The 14,894-nt window shown below is 68.9% G+C and carries 16 protein-coding genes; 15 read left to right on the forward strand and 1 reads right to left on the reverse strand.

The genetic code is table 11. The annotated features are described in order from the left end of the window. Positions 1–59: 59 nt before the first annotated feature. Together RIE08_09970 and RIE08_09975 are read left to right on the forward strand one after the other, a co-directional pair. Positions 60–947 (forward strand): LLM class F420-dependent oxidoreductase, encoded by an 888-nt coding sequence (locus RIE08_09970; GenBank protein MEQ8717924.1) that lies wholly within the window; start codon positions 60–62, stop codon positions 945–947. A gap of 2 nt (positions 948–949) precedes the next feature. Continuing rightward, positions 950–1,789, forward strand: coding sequence for a YihY/virulence factor BrkB family protein (locus RIE08_09975; protein ID MEQ8717925.1), 840 nt, complete (start codon positions 950–952; stop codon positions 1,787–1,789). A gap of 81 nt (positions 1,790–1,870) precedes the next feature. Here RIE08_09975 and RIE08_09980 read toward each other — a convergent pair whose 3' ends face one another. Next, complete coding sequence (locus tag RIE08_09980) at positions 1,871–2,275, reverse strand: Hsp20/alpha crystallin family protein (protein MEQ8717926.1); 405 nt, start codon at positions 2,273–2,275, stop codon at positions 1,871–1,873. A 305-nt stretch (positions 2,276–2,580) separates the two neighbouring features. Between RIE08_09980 and RIE08_09985 the strand changes: the two genes are divergently transcribed. Genes RIE08_09985 through RIE08_10045 form a run of 13 tightly spaced genes read left to right on the forward strand, consistent with a single transcriptional unit; the run spans position 2,581 to position 14,894 of the window. Next, positions 2,581–4,818: a proton-conducting transporter membrane subunit gene (locus tag RIE08_09985; GenBank protein MEQ8717927.1), complete on the forward strand. Its 2,238-nt coding sequence runs from the start codon at positions 2,581–2,583 to the stop codon at positions 4,816–4,818. After that, positions 4,815–5,237 carry an MnhB domain-containing protein gene (locus tag RIE08_09990; protein MEQ8717928.1) on the forward strand — a complete coding sequence of 141 codons (423 nt, stop codon included), beginning with the start codon at positions 4,815–4,817 and terminating at the stop codon, positions 5,235–5,237. The genes RIE08_09985 and RIE08_09990 overlap by 4 nt, the downstream gene beginning before the upstream one ends. Continuing rightward, entirely contained in the window at positions 5,234–5,695 is a 462-nt protein-coding gene (locus tag RIE08_09995) for a Na(+)/H(+) antiporter subunit C (GenBank protein MEQ8717929.1), read from the forward strand. Before RIE08_09990 ends, RIE08_09995 begins: the two co-directional genes overlap by 4 nt. Further along, on the forward strand, positions 5,692–7,227 hold the full coding sequence (locus tag RIE08_10000) for a Na+/H+ antiporter subunit D (protein ID MEQ8717930.1): 1,536 nt from the start codon (positions 5,692–5,694) through the stop codon (positions 7,225–7,227). Before RIE08_09995 ends, RIE08_10000 begins: the two co-directional genes overlap by 4 nt. 23 nt (positions 7,228–7,250) lie before the next feature. Next, the gene (locus RIE08_10005) at positions 7,251–7,748 is read left to right on the forward strand and encodes a Na+/H+ antiporter subunit E (protein ID MEQ8717931.1); all 498 of its coding nucleotides are present in this window, start codon (positions 7,251–7,253) and stop codon (positions 7,746–7,748) included. Next, entirely contained in the window at positions 7,745–8,005 is a 261-nt protein-coding gene (locus RIE08_10010; protein MEQ8717932.1) for a monovalent cation/H+ antiporter complex subunit F, read from the forward strand. The genes RIE08_10005 and RIE08_10010 overlap by 4 nt, the downstream gene beginning before the upstream one ends. Further along, the gene (gene mnhG / locus RIE08_10015; GenBank protein MEQ8717933.1) at positions 8,002–8,385 is read left to right on the forward strand and encodes a monovalent cation/H(+) antiporter subunit G; all 384 of its coding nucleotides are present in this window, start codon (positions 8,002–8,004) and stop codon (positions 8,383–8,385) included. The genes RIE08_10010 and mnhG overlap by 4 nt, the downstream gene beginning before the upstream one ends. Positions 8,386–8,402: 17 nt before the next feature. Then, complete coding sequence (locus tag RIE08_10020; GenBank protein MEQ8717934.1) at positions 8,403–9,071, forward strand: EthD domain-containing protein; 669 nt, start codon at positions 8,403–8,405, stop codon at positions 9,069–9,071. Positions 9,072–9,092: 21 nt separating this feature from the next. Then, positions 9,093–10,160 carry an ABC transporter ATP-binding protein gene (locus RIE08_10025; GenBank protein MEQ8717935.1) on the forward strand — a complete coding sequence of 356 codons (1,068 nt, stop codon included), beginning with the start codon at positions 9,093–9,095 and terminating at the stop codon, positions 10,158–10,160. Further along, on the forward strand, positions 10,157–11,044 hold the full coding sequence (locus RIE08_10030; GenBank protein MEQ8717936.1) for a sugar ABC transporter permease: 888 nt from the start codon (positions 10,157–10,159) through the stop codon (positions 11,042–11,044). Before RIE08_10025 ends, RIE08_10030 begins: the two co-directional genes overlap by 4 nt. Next, entirely contained in the window at positions 11,034–11,873 is an 840-nt protein-coding gene (locus RIE08_10035) for a carbohydrate ABC transporter permease (protein MEQ8717937.1), read from the forward strand. The genes RIE08_10030 and RIE08_10035 overlap by 11 nt, the downstream gene beginning before the upstream one ends. Positions 11,874–11,924: 51 nt before the next feature. After that, positions 11,925–13,412 (forward strand): ABC transporter substrate-binding protein, encoded by a 1,488-nt coding sequence (locus RIE08_10040; GenBank protein ID MEQ8717938.1) that lies wholly within the window; start codon positions 11,925–11,927, stop codon positions 13,410–13,412. Between the two features lie 21 nt (positions 13,413–13,433). Next, complete coding sequence (locus RIE08_10045) at positions 13,434–14,894, forward strand: SDR family oxidoreductase (protein ID MEQ8717939.1); 1,461 nt, start codon at positions 13,434–13,436, stop codon at positions 14,892–14,894.

Here is a 14,894-nt window from a genome sequence, read left to right on the forward strand (position 1 = left end):
AAGGCGTCCCCCGGAGTCCGTGGCACGGACCAGACCTGCGAGTAGGAGTCGACTGATCGATGAGGTTCGGAGCCGTCTTTCCGACCAACGAGATCGGCGACGACCCGGTGGCGATACGAGACTGGGCCCAGGCGGCCGAGGCGCTCGGCTACTCCCACATCGCCACCTACGACCACGTCCTCGGGGCCGTCCACGAGGGCCGCGAGCCGAAGCTGTGGGGCCCGTACTCCGAGGAACACCCGTTCCACGAGCCGTTCGTGTTGTTCGGCTTCCTCGCGGCGACCACCCGCGACATCGTGCTGGAGACCTCGATCGTCATCCTCCCCCAGCGCCAGGCGGCCCTCGTCGCGAAACAGGCGGCCGAAGTGGACATCCTCTCCGGCGGCCGCCTGCGACTCGGGGTGGGTAGTGGCTGGAACCCCGTCGAATACGAGGCGCTGGGCGTCGACTGGGCCACCCGTGGAAGACGCTTCGACGAACAGGTCCACCTGATGCGGGCGTTGTGGGAGAACGACGTCGTCGACTTCGACGGCGAGTTCCACCGGGTCGACCGCGCCGGGATCGCCCCCCGGCCGAACCGACGGATCCCGCTGTGGTTCGGCGGTGGAACCCTGCCCGCCATGCGGCGCGCCGCCCGCCTCGGTGACGGGTTCGTGTTCGGCGGCGCAACCCGCCGCCTCGCCGATCAGATCGCCGATCTCGACCGGGCGCTGAGCAACGAGGGGCGCGACCCCGGCGCCTTCGACAAGGAGGTGACCCTTCCCTACGGGCTCGGCCCGGACCGGTGGGAAGACGTCATCTCGAAGGTGGCCGCGGCCGGTTGCGGCCACGTCACCGTCAACGCGATGAGCTCGACGGCCGAGTGGGCGGGTTATCCGGCGGTGGAGCTCGCCACCCCCGCTGCGCACATCGGGGCACTCGAGACATTCATCGGTGCCGTGACCTGACCGTGAAGGCCCGAGCCCGCGAACTCGCGATCCGGCTCGTCCGGGCGATCACCGCCCACTACACGATGCTCGTCTCGGCCGGAGTCGCGTTCTACTCCATGCTCGCGCTGGTGCCCGGGGTCATCGCGCTGGTGACCGTGTACAGCTTCTTCTCGAGCCCCGCACAGGTCGAGGACCAGCTCGCGCCACTGACCGACGCCCTCCCCCAGGAGGTCGCCGACCTCGTCATCCGCCAGCTGACGAACGCCACGTCGCTGACCAACGGTCGCATCACGCTGGGGTTGCTCGTGAGTGCACTCGCCGTGATCTGGGCGATGTCGAACGCGATGAACGCCCTCGTCATGTCGATCCGAATAGCGCATGAGGCGCCGAGTCCCCACAACTGGATTCAGGGTCGGATCTTCGCGATCGAGGTGAGCCTGCTGTCGATCCTGAGCGCCGCGGCGATCCTTTGGTTGGTGGCGATCACACCGCGTGCCGCATCGACGTGGGGACTGGGCGACCAGGTCAGGATCGTCATCGCGATCGTCCGCTGGCCACTCGCCGTCGCCGCATCCGTCGTGGGGCAGTCCCTTCTCTACCGGCTCGTCCTCGGGAGGGCCCCCGCCGGCCTCCGTGGGATCGCGACGCCGGGATCGGCCGTGGCGACCGCCGTGTGGATCGGCGGGACGTTCGCGCTCGCGCAGCTCGCCGCCGAACTTGGCAGCGCGGAATCCGTCTTCGGCTCGCTCGGCACAGTGGCAGCCCTGCTCGGGTGGTTGTACCTCTCCGCTTTCTCGGTCCTGTTCGGCGCGGAGATCGACGCGCAACTCCAGCAGATGAACGCCGACCACTCGTCATGACGCGCGCGACGCGCCACGACCCCCCGTGAGGAGGGTCGTGGCGACGTTCGACAGAGTTCGGCGGGCAGGCCGCCGACGCGGTCAGCTGGCTGCCTCGACCGGCTGGGCGCCGGAACTCTCGGAAATGGTGATCGCCTTCGGCTTGGCCTCGTCGGCCACCGGAATGGCCAACGTGAGAACACCGTTCTCGAGCTTCGCCTTCAACTGGTCGGTCGCCAGGTTGTCACCCACGACGAACTGACGCGAGAAGACGCCCTGGCTCCGCTCGGAGGCGAGCACCCGTTCGTCGTTCGTCTTGGGCCAGCTACGACGGACGCTCAGGTCGATCTGGTTGCGTTCGACGGTCAACTCGATGTCCTCACGGGTGACACCCGGGACGTCGACGTACACGAGAACCTCCTCGTCGGAACGCACGGCGTCCATGGCGAGCATTCGGCGGTCACGACGGGTGAGGCGGTCGAGCTCTTCGAAGGGGTCTGTTCTCATGAACAAGGTGTGGTCACTCCTGGGAGTGTTCAGCGGACTTACGTCTACAGGCATGCCCACACGACGCTGGTCCGAAACACCCAAACCGAAGACCTCAGGAGGCAGGTCGTCCTCGAAGTACTGACCCGGATTGGTCCGGAGCGCCCCCCTCGCTCGGTAGCCTTCGGACTCGGAACGCCGGGAAGCCTGGTCGGCACCCGCCCGACCGACCCCGTCCACGGAGTCCTCAACTGGCTGCGCTGATCCTCGCCCATGTCGTCGCCGCACTCGGCTTCGGCTTCGCGCGTCGCCTCGGACCCCGGGCGATGCTCATCGGCGCGCTCCCGACCGGCGCCACCTTCATCTGGCTCCTCACGAAACTGTCGACGGTCCTCGACGGCGGCGTCGTGCGGGACGAGATCACCTGGGTCGAGCCGCTGGGCCTGGACCTCAGCCTGCGCCTCGACGCGTACGCCTGGGTGATGGCGAGCCTCGTATCGGGGGTCGGCGTCCTCGTGTTCGTCTACGCGTCGCGCTACTTCGGGGAGCGGGCGGGGTTGACCCGCCTCGGGGGAACCCTCACGACCTTCGCGGGAGCGATGCTCGGGCTCGTCCTGGCCGACGGCGTGCTCGGCCTGTTCGTGTTCTGGGAGTTGACCTCGATCACGTCGTATCTGCTCGTCGGTACCGACGATGCAAAGGCGGAGGCCCGGGCAGCCGCTCGTCAGGCGCTGGTGATCACCAGCAGCGGCGCACTCGCCCTTCTCGCCGGCCTCGTGATCCTGGGTCAGGGCGCAGGTGACTACTCGATCTCCGCGATCCTCGAGAACCCGCCGACCGGCGCCGCCGCGACGACCGCGGCGTTCCTCGTCCTCATCGGCGCGGCGACCAAGTCCGCTCAGTTGCCGTTCCACGCGTGGCTGCCCGGCGCGATGGCGGCGCCGACCCCGGTCAGCGCGTACCTCCACTCGGCGACGATGGTGAAGGCGGGCGTGTACCTGATCGGTCGGGTCGCACCGGCGTTCGCAGCCACCTACGCCGGCTGGCGCCCGACCGCCGTCGCCCTCGGCGCCGTCACCATGATCGTCGGCGGGGCGATCGCGCTGCGACAGACCGACCTCAAGCGGCTCCTCGCCTACGGCACCATCAGCCAGCTCGGCTTCATGGTGCTGCTGCTCGGAGCGGGCGTCCCCGAGCTGACCTTCGCGGGCACCGCACTGCTGCTGGCCCACGGGATGTTCAAGTCGTCGCTGTTCCTCGTCGCGGGGATCGTCGACCACCAGGCCCACTCGCGCGATATCCGACGCCTCACGGGGATGGGCCGCCTGCTCCCCGTCACGGCCATCGCCGGCACCGCGGCGGCCGTGTCCATGGCCGGCATCCCTCCGCTGTTCGGATTCGTGTCCAAGGAGGTCGCGCTCGACGCCACCTGGACCTACCTGCCCGGCCAGGCGGAACTGACCGCCATCGCGATCGTCGTGGGGTCCGCGCTGACACTCGCATACGGCACCCGTTTCGTCTACGGCGCGTTCGCGACGAAACGACCCGACGAACTCGACGGTGAACCCGTCGACACGGCGACACGGCCCCACCCTCTTCTCGTCACCGCCGCCGTCATCCCGGCCGCGGCGGGACTCGCATTCGGCCTGGTCCCCCTGCAGCTGGAGAGCCTGGTCCTCGAGGCGACGGCCTCTGTCGGTCCCGAGGTCGAAAAGCACCTCGCACTGTGGACCGGATTCAAACCGGCGCTGTGGCTGTCCGTCGCCGCGATCACCAGCGGCGTGGTCGTCTGGTTCGTGTGGCGTGCCGTGGAGGCTCGGGCCAGCCACGTGCGCTTCCCCCTCGACGCCGGTCGTGTGTTCGAGATGATGATGAACGGCGTGTCGCGGCTGGCGAACCGGACGGCGGCGATCAGCCAGTCGGGCGCTCTGCCCGTCTACCTGAGCATCATCTTGATGACGGCGGTCATCGCCCCCACATCGGCCCTGATCGACGCGCCGTTCCCCGACGATCTGACGTTCGCGGAGAACGGCGTCCAGGTCGTGGCCGCGGCCGTGGCGATGGCCGCAGCGCTGGGGACGGCGATCGCCACCCGGCGCTTCGTGGCCGTCATGGCGCTGGGCGCCGTCGGGTTCGCCGTGGCGGTGCTGTTCCTCGTGCAGGGGGCGCCGGACCTGGCTCTGACCCAGTTCCTCGTCGAGACCCTCTCGGTCGTTCTCTTCGTCCTGGTCCTGCGGCACCTTCCCGAACGGTTCAAGTCGTCACCGTTCACGTTCCAGCCGATCGTGCGGGCCCTCGTCGCCGTCTCCGTCGGCGTGTTCGTCACCTTCTTCGTGCTCATCGCCGCCGGATCCCGCACCGCCGACCCGGTGTCGGACGAACAGCTCGCCCGAGCCCTCCCCGACGGTGGGGGACGCAACGTCGTCAACGTGATCCTCACCGACATCCGTGCGCTCGACACGCTGGGCGAGATCACCGTTCTGGTCGTCACCGCCATCGGAATCGCGAGTCTCGTACTCGCTGTCCGACGGGACCGCGCGGCCGACCGGGAGCCCGCGCGATGAACCGGTGGCGCGACTCGCTCATCCTGCGGACCTCGATCCAGGCGGTCTTCCCGTTGGCTGTCGTGGTCTCACTGTTCCTGCTCTTCGCGGGCCACAACGCCCCCGGCGGGGGTTTCGTGGCCGGCCTGGTCGCCGGGGCCGCCCTCGTCATGCGCCCCGCCGGTGACCTGGACCGGGTCGTGCCGATACCGGCGCCGGTGGTACTGGGCACGGGTCTCGTCATCGCCACCGCCACCGCTCTGGCGGGGTTCTGGAGCGGGGACGAACTGCTCGACGCCGGCAAGTTCGAAGAGGACCTCCCCGTCCTCGGCGTCGTGAAGGCCACGTCGGCGCTTCCCTTCGACATCGGCGTCTACCTCGTAGTGGTCGGCCTGGTGCTCACCGCGCAGCGTTTCCTCGGCGAGGAAGAGCGGCGATGATCGTCCTGCTCGCCATCACCTCGGGCGTCCTGTTCGCCGCGGGCACCTACCTGATCCTCCAGCGTGCTCTCACACGGGTCGTGATCGGAATCGCCATCCTCGGCCACGGAGCGAACCTCCTCCTGCTGGCCTCCGGCGGAAGGGCCGGTCAGGCGCCGTTCGTCTCCGCCGAAGGGGTGAGCGAGGGGTTCAGCGACCCGCTCCCCCAGGCACTCGCACTCACCGCGATCGTGATCACCTTCGGCGTGGGGGCGTTCCTGTTGACGCTCGCCTACCGGAGCTGGACGCTGACCCACGACGACGAGGTGGAGAACGACATCGAGGACAGGCGCATCGCCCGCCGTCGGCGCGAGAGCGACGAGTTCCGCCACCCCGGCGACGCCGACGTCGTCGAAGACAAGCCGACCGGCGGGGAACTCCCGGCGGACAGCAGCGGAAGCCCAGGGGCCGGATCGTGAACTTCGTCGTCACGATCCCCATCGTCATCCCCCTACTCGCTGCAGGCGTGTCCCTGGCGCTGTTCCGTCGACCGCTGCTACAGCGGGCCATGAGCGTGGTGGTGCTCAGCGCGTCGCTGGCAGCGTCGATCGCGGTGCTCGTGAGGGTGGCCGAGCAGGGCTTCATCGTCGTCGATCTCGGCGGCTGGGGTGCTCCGGTGGGGATCACCCTCGTCGCCGACAGGTTCGCGGCGATCATGCTCGTCGCGTCGACGACGATGGTGCTCGGCGTGCTCGTGTTCTCCATCGGACACCCACGCACCCGGGACGAGGGATTCGTCTTCCACCCCGTCTACCTGATCCTGTCGACGGGGATCGCGCTCTCGCTGCTGACAGGCGATCTGTTCAATCTCTTCGTCGCGTTCGAGATCATGCTGAGCGCGAGCTTCGTGCTTCTGACACTCGGCGGCCGGCGCGAGCAGATCCGGCCTGCCATGACCTATGTCGTCATCAGCCTCGTGGCCTCGACACTGTTCGTCGCGTCTGTGGGTCTCGTCTACGCGGCGACCGGCACGGTGAACATGGCAGACCTCGCGGTCCGCCTCGAGGACATCCCCGAACCGGTGCGCGACGCGCTCGGCCTGCTCCTGCTCGTCGTCTTCGGCGTCAAGGCCGCCATCTTCCCGCTGTTCTTCTGGCTACCGGACTCGTATCCGACCGCGCCCGCGCCAGTCACAGCCATCTTCGCCGGGCTACTCACGAAGGTGGGCGTGTACGCGATAATCCGCACCCAGACGCTGCTGTTCCAGCCCGACGGACCGTCGACACTGCTGCTCGTGTGCGCGGGCGCCACGATGATCGTCGGTGGTCTCGGGGCGCTGGCCCAGGACGACGTGAAGCGGATCCTGTCGTTCCACATCATCAGCCAGATCGGCTACATGATCATGGGTCTGGGGTTCTTCACCGTGGCCGGGATCGCCGCGGCCATCTACTACGTCGTGCACAACATCGTCATCAAGACGACCCTGTTCCTGGTGGGCGGGTTGATCGAGCTGCGGTGCGGGACCGGCTCACTGCCGAGGATCCACGGCCTCCTGCACCGGGCGCCGGTGACGGCCGCGTTCTTCGGCCTGTCGGCCCTGAGCCTCGCCGGCCTCCCGCCGTTCTCCGGGTTCGTCGGCAAGCTGGCACTCGTGCAGGCCGGGACCGAGACCGGTAGCTGGGCGATCATCGCCGCGGCACTCTTCGCCGGGCTGCTCACGCTCATGTCCATGACGAAGATATGGGCCGGCGTGTTCTGGGGCGAGCCCCAGATCGAGGAGGATCCCGAAGAGGTCCCGACGGTGGCCGGCGTCGTGTGGGCCCCGCCACGGGAGGCGACGGGGCTGGAACGGCTGACGCCGGGCCGACTCATGCTCGCCACCACCGGTGTGTTCGTCGCGATCGGTCTCGCCCTCGCCATCGGCGCCGGTCCGTTCTACGGCCTGGTCGAGGACGCCGCCGCCGACGTCGCCGACCCGGCGAGGTACGTCGAGGCGGTGCTCGGGCGATGAAGCGGCGACTGTCCCGACCAGGTATGGCTCTCAGCGTGATCGCGCTGTGGGTCGCGCTGTGGGGTGACCTCACGTGGGCGAACATCGCGTCGGGCGTCGCGGTGTCCCTCGCCGTCCTCGTGGTCAGCCCGACAGGAACCAGCGGCGTCCGGATCCGGCCGCTCGGCGCGCTGCGCTTCGGTCTGGTCTTCTTGCTGAAGCTCGTCGAGTCAACCTTCGTCGTGGCGTGGGAGGTCGTCACGCCGAAGAACCGGATACGGGAGGCCATCGTCGCGGTCCCGCTGGGCGACCTACCCGACGTCGTCGTCACCGCCGCCGCCAACGCCGTCTCGCTCACACCGGGAACGCTCACCCTCGAGGTGGTGCGGGACCCGACCGTCATGTACGTCCACGTCCTGCACCTCGACTCGGTGGAGGGCGCCCGCGAGGCCGTCTACGCCATGGTGGACCTCGCCTGCGGCGCCTTCGGCTGCCCCGTGCCGGTTCGGGTCGACACACGACTCGCTGAGGAGTCACCGTGAACACCGTCACCGCTGTCGCCTTCGCCGCGCTCGCCGTATCGGCCCTCCTGTGTGTGCTCAGGCTGCTACGGCCGTCGAACCTGGCAGACAGGGTGGTCGCGCTCGATCTGCTCGTCCTCGTCGTCATCATGGGCGTCGCGGTGAACATCACCCGCACCGGGGACGGGATCTTCGCCGACCTGTTGCTCGTGGCGTCACTCCTCGCGTTCGTCGCAACCGTCGTCACCGCCCGCTTCATCGAGGACCGCGGGGCATGAGCGCTGTCGACATCACGGCGTCCGTGTTCGTGCTCACCGGCGTGGCCCTCAGCGTCCTGGCTGCGATCGGACTGCACCGATTCGGCGACGTCTTCGCGCGCATGCACTCCGCGACGAAGCCCGCCACGCTCGGTCTGGTCATGGTGATCATCGGCGCGGGCATGCGAGCGGACGACCCCGAGACGGCGGTGAAACTCGCTCTCGTCGCGATCATCCAGTTCATCACCGCACCGATCGGCGCCCACATGGTCGGACGGGCCGCGTACCAGGCCGGGGTCGAGCTGAGCGACGAGACGGCGGTGGACGAGCTCGCCGACGGGGTCATCGGCGACGGTGGCCAGGGACTGGCCGAACAGCGCCGGAGGCGCCACAGCAGCTGAGCGCGTAGGTTGTGGCGATGATCACCCGTGTCGGAATGGCGCCCCGGGCCGCAGGCCTCACCTACGAGACGTGTCAGGAACACTGGCGCAACGAACACGCCGGCCTCGCCGGTCAGCTCGTGGGCCTCCGCAGCTACATCCAGAACCACTCGGTTCTCGTCGACGGTCTGCCCCTGTTCCCCTATCCCGGTTTCGACGCGTGCTCCGAGCTCAGCTTCGACGACATCGCGTCGATGGACGCCGCCTTCGCATCGGAGCACTACCGCAGCGCGGTGACGGCGGACGAGTTCTCCCTCATCGACAAGTCACGCTGGACGATGCTGTTGACCCACCGTCGGGTGATCATCGACAGCGAGGTTCCCGACGACGCGGTGAAGCTTCTCTCGTTCCTGCCGCTGCACCCGAACTCGACGCCGGAGGGTCTCGAGGAGGTCCTCACCGGTCGGTACGCCGCGGTGGTGTCCGACGCCGAACCGCTGCGGCACCACCAACTGGTCGTCGACACCGCCGCGCACGAGGGGCGTGTGGCGCCGATCTGCGCGGCCGTCGACCAGATCTGGTTCCCCGATGTCGCGACCGGCCTCGAGTTCGTGAAGGGCGAGATCGGTCATGAAGCGAGCTACGAGCTTGCGGGCGTGACATTCGGCGTCGAGCGCCTCCTCGCCCGGCCGAACCGGGTCGTGTAGCTCAGGCTCCGAGTTCGCGCCATGGCGTCGGTCGAGCTGCGCGGGGTCTCGAAGCGCTTCGACGACGTCGCGGCCGTGGTGGACCTGGATCTGGAGATATCCGACGGTGAGTTCGTCGTGCTCCTCGGCCCGTCGGGGTGCGGCAAGTCGACCGCCCTGCGGATGGTGGCGGGGCTCACCGACCCCGACACGGGAGATGTCCTGATCGACGGGCGGTCCGTCGTCGGCGTCGCCGCGAAGGACCGGAACCTCGCGATGGTCTTCCAGAGCTACGCCCTCTACCCCCACATGACGGTGGCGAAGAACATCGCCTTCGGCCTCAAGCCACTCAAGCTCTCACGGGCCGACCGCGATGCGGGCGTGGCAGAGGCGGCCCGCATGCTCGGGCTGACCGGACTCCTCGGGCGCAAGCCCGCCCAGCTCTCGGGCGGCCAGCGGCAACGCGTGGCCCTCGCGCGGGCCGTCGTCCGGCGCCCGCAGGCCTTTCTGATGGACGAGCCCCTGTCGAACCTCGATGCCCGTCTGCGCACCGACATGCGCGCGGAGTTGGTGGATCTGCACGTTCGTACGGGCACCACGACCGTGTACGTCACCCACGATCAGGTCGAGGCCATGACGATGGCGGACCGCATCGCGGTCATGCGCGACGGCCACCTCCAACAGGTCGGCACGCCCGGCGACGTCTACCGGCGCCCGGCAAATGTGTTCGTCGCCCGCTTCGTCGGTACCCCGTCGATGAACGTGCTGCGCGGCGAGGTGACCGACGCGGGCGTCTCCGTCGCCGGCGTGGAGGTGACCGGCGTGCGTCCCGCCCGCGCGACGGGAACGTCGGTGGACGTGGGGATCCGTCCCGACGAGATCGCCGTCGGTGCCGAGGGACTCCCGGCAACGGTCGACCGCACCGAGGACCTCGGCCACGAACGCCTCGTCTTCGCCACCAGCTCCTCGGGCGACCCCGTGGTCGTGCGCCTCGACGGGCACGCGATCTGCCCTGCTCCCGGTGACGCGACACACCTCGACGTCGACGGCTCGGCGCTGCACCTCTTCGACGTGTCGACCGGCGCACGGATCGAAGCGGCCGGCCCGTGACCCGGAGGCCGTGGTCGCGACGCCGTGAGGGCCTGCTGGCGACGGCCCTGCTCACGCCGTCGGTTGTCGTGTTCGGCGTCTTCGTCTTCTACCCGCTCGTGCGGACCGTGTACCTCGGGTTCTTCCTCCAGGACCCCTTCGGGATCAGCCGGCGCTGGGTGGGATTCGACCAGTACGTCGACGTGATCAGCGACGACACGTTCCTCAACAGCCTCCGGGTGACCGGCCTCTTCACCGTCTTCACGGTGCCGACCTCGATCGTCGCCGGACTCGCGCTCGCGGTCCTCGCCCATCAGCCCCTCAAGGGGATGCGGTTCTTCCGGACGGTGTTCGCCTCGACGGTCGCAACCTCCGTCGCCGTGGCATCACTGCTCTGGCTCGTGCTCCTCCAGCCGTCGGCGGGGATCGTGAACACGTTCCTCGACTCGATCGGCCGGGACCGGGTGGACCTCCTCGGGGACCCCGACACCGCCCTGTTCGCCGTGGCCGCGACGACGGTGTGGCAGAACCTCGGGGTCGCGTTCGTCGTGTGCATCGCGGGGCTCCAGTCCATCCCCGACGAGTTGCACGAGGCCGCCGAGGTGGACGGCCACGGGCCGATCTCACGGTTCACCCGGATCACGGTCCCGCTCCTGGGGCCCCAGCTGATGTTCCTCACGGTCGTCCTCACCATCAGTGCGATCCAGTCGTTCGGCCAGATCGACCTTCTCACCGAGGGAGGACCCCAGGAGGCGACGAACGTGCTGGTCTACGAGCTGTTCAAGACACTCCCGACCGACCCGGGCGCAGCGTCAGCACAGGCGGTCGTCCTGTTCGCGATCATGGCCGTCTTGAGTGGACTGCAGTTCGGCTGGCTCGACAGGCGGGTCCACTATGGAGACTGAGGCCCGCCGTCGGTCGGTCCGCTGGGGCCTCATCAGCCGCTACGCGCTGCTGACCGTGTGCGCTGTGATCGTGCTGTTCCCCATCTACTCGGCGGTGATGGTGGCGTCGAAGCCGCTGCGTGCGTTGGGCGACCTCGGGGTGCTCGTGCCCGACGGGTTCGACAGCGACGGCTTCACCGACGGGTTCCGCAGCGCACGGCTCGGACGTTTCCTCGTCAACTCGGTGATCGTCGCCACCGCGATCACCGCGGCGCAGGTCATGACCTCGGTGATGGCGGGCTACGCGCTCGCACTGTTGCGGTTCCCCGGTCGACGCGTCGTGCTGTGGGTGTTCCTCGCAACCCTGATGGTGCCGGTGGAGGTGACGATCGTCGCCAACTTCGAGACGATCCAGCGCCTCGGCTGGATCGACAGCTACCAGGCTCTCGTGGTTCCCTTCGCCGCCTTCGCGGTCGGCACGTTCCTCTTGCGCCAGGCGTTCCTCGGAATCCCCGGCGACCTGCGCGACGCAGCCCGCATGGACGGCCACGGCCACCTCAGCTTCCTTTGGCGGGTCGCGGTGCCGATGGCGCGCCCCTCGATCGCCGCCCTGTCGGTGTTCTCGTTCCTGCTCGCGTGGAACCAGTACCTGTGGCCGCTGCTCGTGACGAACGACGACGATTTCCGCACCGTCCAGATCGGGCTGAAGGCACTGTCGAGCGACGCCGGCTCGCAACTCAACGTCGTCATGGGAGCGACGGTCATGGCCTCGCTGCCGATCTTCCTGCTGCTCGTCGTGTTCGAGCGCCAGCTCGTGCGGGGACTGACGGCAGGGTCCATCAAGGGCTGAGCTCCGGGCCCCGCGTGATGGACCGTGACCATCACGGACTAGAAAGAACCCATGAGATGGCGTGGGTTGTTGACAATCCTGCTCGCGGTCTCGCTGATGGCTGCCGCCTGCGGCGGTGACTCTGACGAACCTGCCGACGATGGTGGGTCCGCCTCCGGCGGCGACGACACGGCCTCCGGCGGCGAGACCTCCGCGGATGACGGGCCCGCTGGTTCCGACGACGCCCAGTCCGCCTCCGGTGGCGACGACACCGCCGGAACCGAGTGCCCCGTGGATGCGCTCGACGACGCCGAGGGCTCGGTGGAGATCACGCTGTGGCATTCGATGTCGGGCTCGAACGAGGAAGCCATCAACTCGCTGGCAGCGGCATACAACGCGAGCCAGGACCGGGTACGCGTCGAGACCGCCTTCCAGGGCACCTACGACGAGAACCGCGAGAAGTACATCGGCACGGTGCGCGGCGGTGGCGACAAGCCGGAGGTCATCCAACTCAGCGAGGTCAGCGCGCAGATCATGGTCGACAGCCGCAGCATCGTCGCGGTACAGGACTGTGTGGACGCATCCGGGTACGACCTCGGCGGCTTCCTTCCCGGCCTCGTCGACCAGTTCCGCATCGAGGGCGTCCTGTGGTCGCTGCCGTTCCAACTCTCGAACCCGGTCGTGTACTACGACCGCAACGACTTCGTCGCAGCGGGCCTGGACCCCGACGATTTCCCCGAGACCTTCGCCGAGTTCCTCGACGCGGCGCGCACCCTCGTCGCCAGCGGTGCCGTCGAGACGGCGATCGCCCTCGACATCGACTCGTGGCTGATCGAACAGTGGATCGCCAAGTCGGGCACGCCGGTGGTCGACAACGGAAACGGCCGCGACGGACGGGCGACGCAGGCCAACCTCGACACGCCGATCGCTGCGGAGATATTCGACCTGTACGCGACGTTGACCCGCGAGGGCCTGCTCGACAACACGGGTCGCAGCACCGACGATGCTCTCGACAAGTACCTCGCCGTGGCCTTCGGCACCGCGGCGATGACGATCGGCACCTCCGCCTCGCTGGGTCAGATCTACACCCAGCTCGGTGCGTTCCCCGACATCGAGATCGGTGTGGCGCCTCTGCCGGGCCCGACCAACGGTGGCATCACGGCGGGCGGGGGGTCGCTGTATCTCGTCGAGGACACCGACCCGGCCGAGAGGGCCGCTGTGTGGGACTTCATGACATGGCTGAACGAACCGGACCAGCAGGTCGAGTGGTCCAACCTCACCGGCTACATCCCGACCCAGGTCGCCGCCCAGGACGACCCGGAACTCGCCGCCCTGTGGTCGGAGCGGCCCGGCTACCGGGTCGCCTTCGATCAACTCGCCTCCCAGGGGCCCGACGCCCTCGGGTTTCCGGTGATGGGTGACTACCCCGGCTTCCGTGAAGCTGTCGAGCAGGCCCTCGAGGACCTGGTCGAGGGCCTCGACCCGGCTGAGGCGCTCGCACGGGCCCAGTCAGAGGCCACCGAGGCCATCGAGGCATACAACGAGCGGATCGGCGGGTGACCTCCCCACCATGAGCGCCACATGAGAGTCGCCGTTCTCGGTGCCACCGGCTACGTGGGCGGCCGTCTCGTCCCCGGACTCGTCTCGGCCGGCCACGAGGTGCGCTGTCTCGCCCGCACCCCGCAACGTCTCGGCACGGTGTCGTGGCGCGACGACGTCGACGTCGTGACCGCGGACGTCCTGGACCGGGCGTCACTCGAGGCCGGCCTCGTCGACATCGATGCCGTCTACTACCTCGTCCACGCCATGGGCCACGCCGGGGACTTCGAGACGACCGACCGCCTGGGCGCCGAGAACCTGCGTGACGCGGCGGCCTCCACGGGCGTGAAGCGCATCGTCTACCTGGGCGGTCTCGGCGAGGACGACCCCACGAAGCTCTCACAGCACCTTGCGAGCCGCCACGAGGTCGGCGAGGTGCTCGCGAGCGGGCCGGTCCCGGTGACCGAACTGCGGGCGGCGGTGATCATCGGATCCGGGAGCGCGTCGTTCGAGATGCTGCGCCACCTCGACGAGGTGCTACCGATCATGGTCTGCCCCCGGTGGGTGACGCGGACCCGGTGTCAACCGATCGGCATCGCGGACGTGCTCTTCTACCTCGTGTCGGTCCTGGAGCATGCCGACACGGCGGGCCGGGTGCTCGACATCGGCGGACCGGACGTCCTGACCTACCGGGACATGATGGACCGCTACGCCGAGGTGGCCGGGCTGCGCAGGCGGATCATCATCAGGATCCCCGTCCTGACGCCCCGCCTGTCGTCGCACTGGGTCAACCTCGTGACACCTCTTCCCTACGCCCTCGCCCGACCGCTCGTGGAGAGCCTCATCAACGACGTGGTCGTGCACCCCGAACGCGACATCCGGCTCTGGATCCCCCATGAGCCGATCGGCCTCGACGAGGCCGTGCGGCGCGCACTGCGTCAGGTGAAGGACCTCAAGGTGTCGACCTCATGGATGGACAGCGCCGCGACGTCGACGAGCCCGGCGTCGCCGTCTCCGCACGACCCGGACTGGGCGGGCGGGACGATGCTCGAGAACCGCCAGGAGGTCCACTCCGCCGCGGACCCCGAGGCGCTGTTCGCCGCGGTCTCGGGTATCGGAGGCGACCGTGGCTGGTACGTCGCCAACTCCCTGTGGACGTTGCGGGGTTGGCTCGACAAGGTCATCGGCGGCGTCGGGATGCGGCGGGGCCGCCGCCACCCCGACGACCTGCGGGTCGGCGACGCGCTCGACTTCTTCCGCGTCGAGGACAACGACCCGCCCCGCCTGCTGCGACTCCGCGCCGAGATGCTCGTGCCGGGCGACGCCTGGCTCGAGTGGACGATCGAACCGACCGACGGTGGTGGGTCGGTTCTGCGTCAACACGCCCGTTTCCATCCCCGGGGCATCGCGGGGCGCCTCTACTGGTGGGCGATGCTGCCGTTCCACGCCGTCATCTTCGGACGACTCGCTCGCCGGCTCGCCGCCGTGGCGGAGAACGCCTGA

The sequence above is a fragment of the Acidimicrobiales bacterium genome (genome assembly GCA_040219085.1).
Taxonomy (GTDB): domain Bacteria; phylum Actinomycetota; class Acidimicrobiia; order Acidimicrobiales; family JAVJTC01; genus JAVJTC01.

Excerpts from the sequence above, each read along its gene's own strand:
- RIE08_09990 (MEQ8717928.1), top strand. The coding sequence starts at position 4,815 with ATGAACCGGTGGCGCGACTCGCTCATCCTGCGGACCTCGATCCAGGCG.
- RIE08_09970 (MEQ8717924.1), top strand. The coding sequence starts at position 60 with ATGAGGTTCGGAGCCGTCTTTCCGACCAACGAGATCGGCGACGACCCG.
- RIE08_10035 (MEQ8717937.1), top strand. The coding sequence starts at position 11,034 with ATGGAGACTGAGGCCCGCCGTCGGTCGGTCCGCTGGGGCCTCATCAGC.
- mnhG (MEQ8717933.1), top strand. The coding sequence starts at position 8,002 with ATGAGCGCTGTCGACATCACGGCGTCCGTGTTCGTGCTCACCGGCGTG.
- RIE08_09980 (MEQ8717926.1), bottom strand. The coding sequence starts at position 2,275 with ATGAGAACAGACCCCTTCGAAGAGCTCGACCGCCTCACCCGTCGTGAC.
- RIE08_09995 (MEQ8717929.1), top strand. The coding sequence starts at position 5,234 with ATGATCGTCCTGCTCGCCATCACCTCGGGCGTCCTGTTCGCCGCGGGC.
- RIE08_10045 (MEQ8717939.1), top strand. The coding sequence starts at position 13,434 with ATGAGAGTCGCCGTTCTCGGTGCCACCGGCTACGTGGGCGGCCGTCTC.
- RIE08_09985 (MEQ8717927.1), top strand. The coding sequence starts at position 2,581 with ATGCTCATCGGCGCGCTCCCGACCGGCGCCACCTTCATCTGGCTCCTC.
- RIE08_10020 (MEQ8717934.1), top strand. The coding sequence starts at position 8,403 with ATGATCACCCGTGTCGGAATGGCGCCCCGGGCCGCAGGCCTCACCTAC.
- RIE08_10040 (MEQ8717938.1), top strand. The coding sequence starts at position 11,925 with ATGAGATGGCGTGGGTTGTTGACAATCCTGCTCGCGGTCTCGCTGATG.
- RIE08_10005 (MEQ8717931.1), top strand. The coding sequence starts at position 7,251 with ATGGCTCTCAGCGTGATCGCGCTGTGGGTCGCGCTGTGGGGTGACCTC.
- RIE08_10025 (MEQ8717935.1), top strand. The coding sequence starts at position 9,093 with ATGGCGTCGGTCGAGCTGCGCGGGGTCTCGAAGCGCTTCGACGACGTC.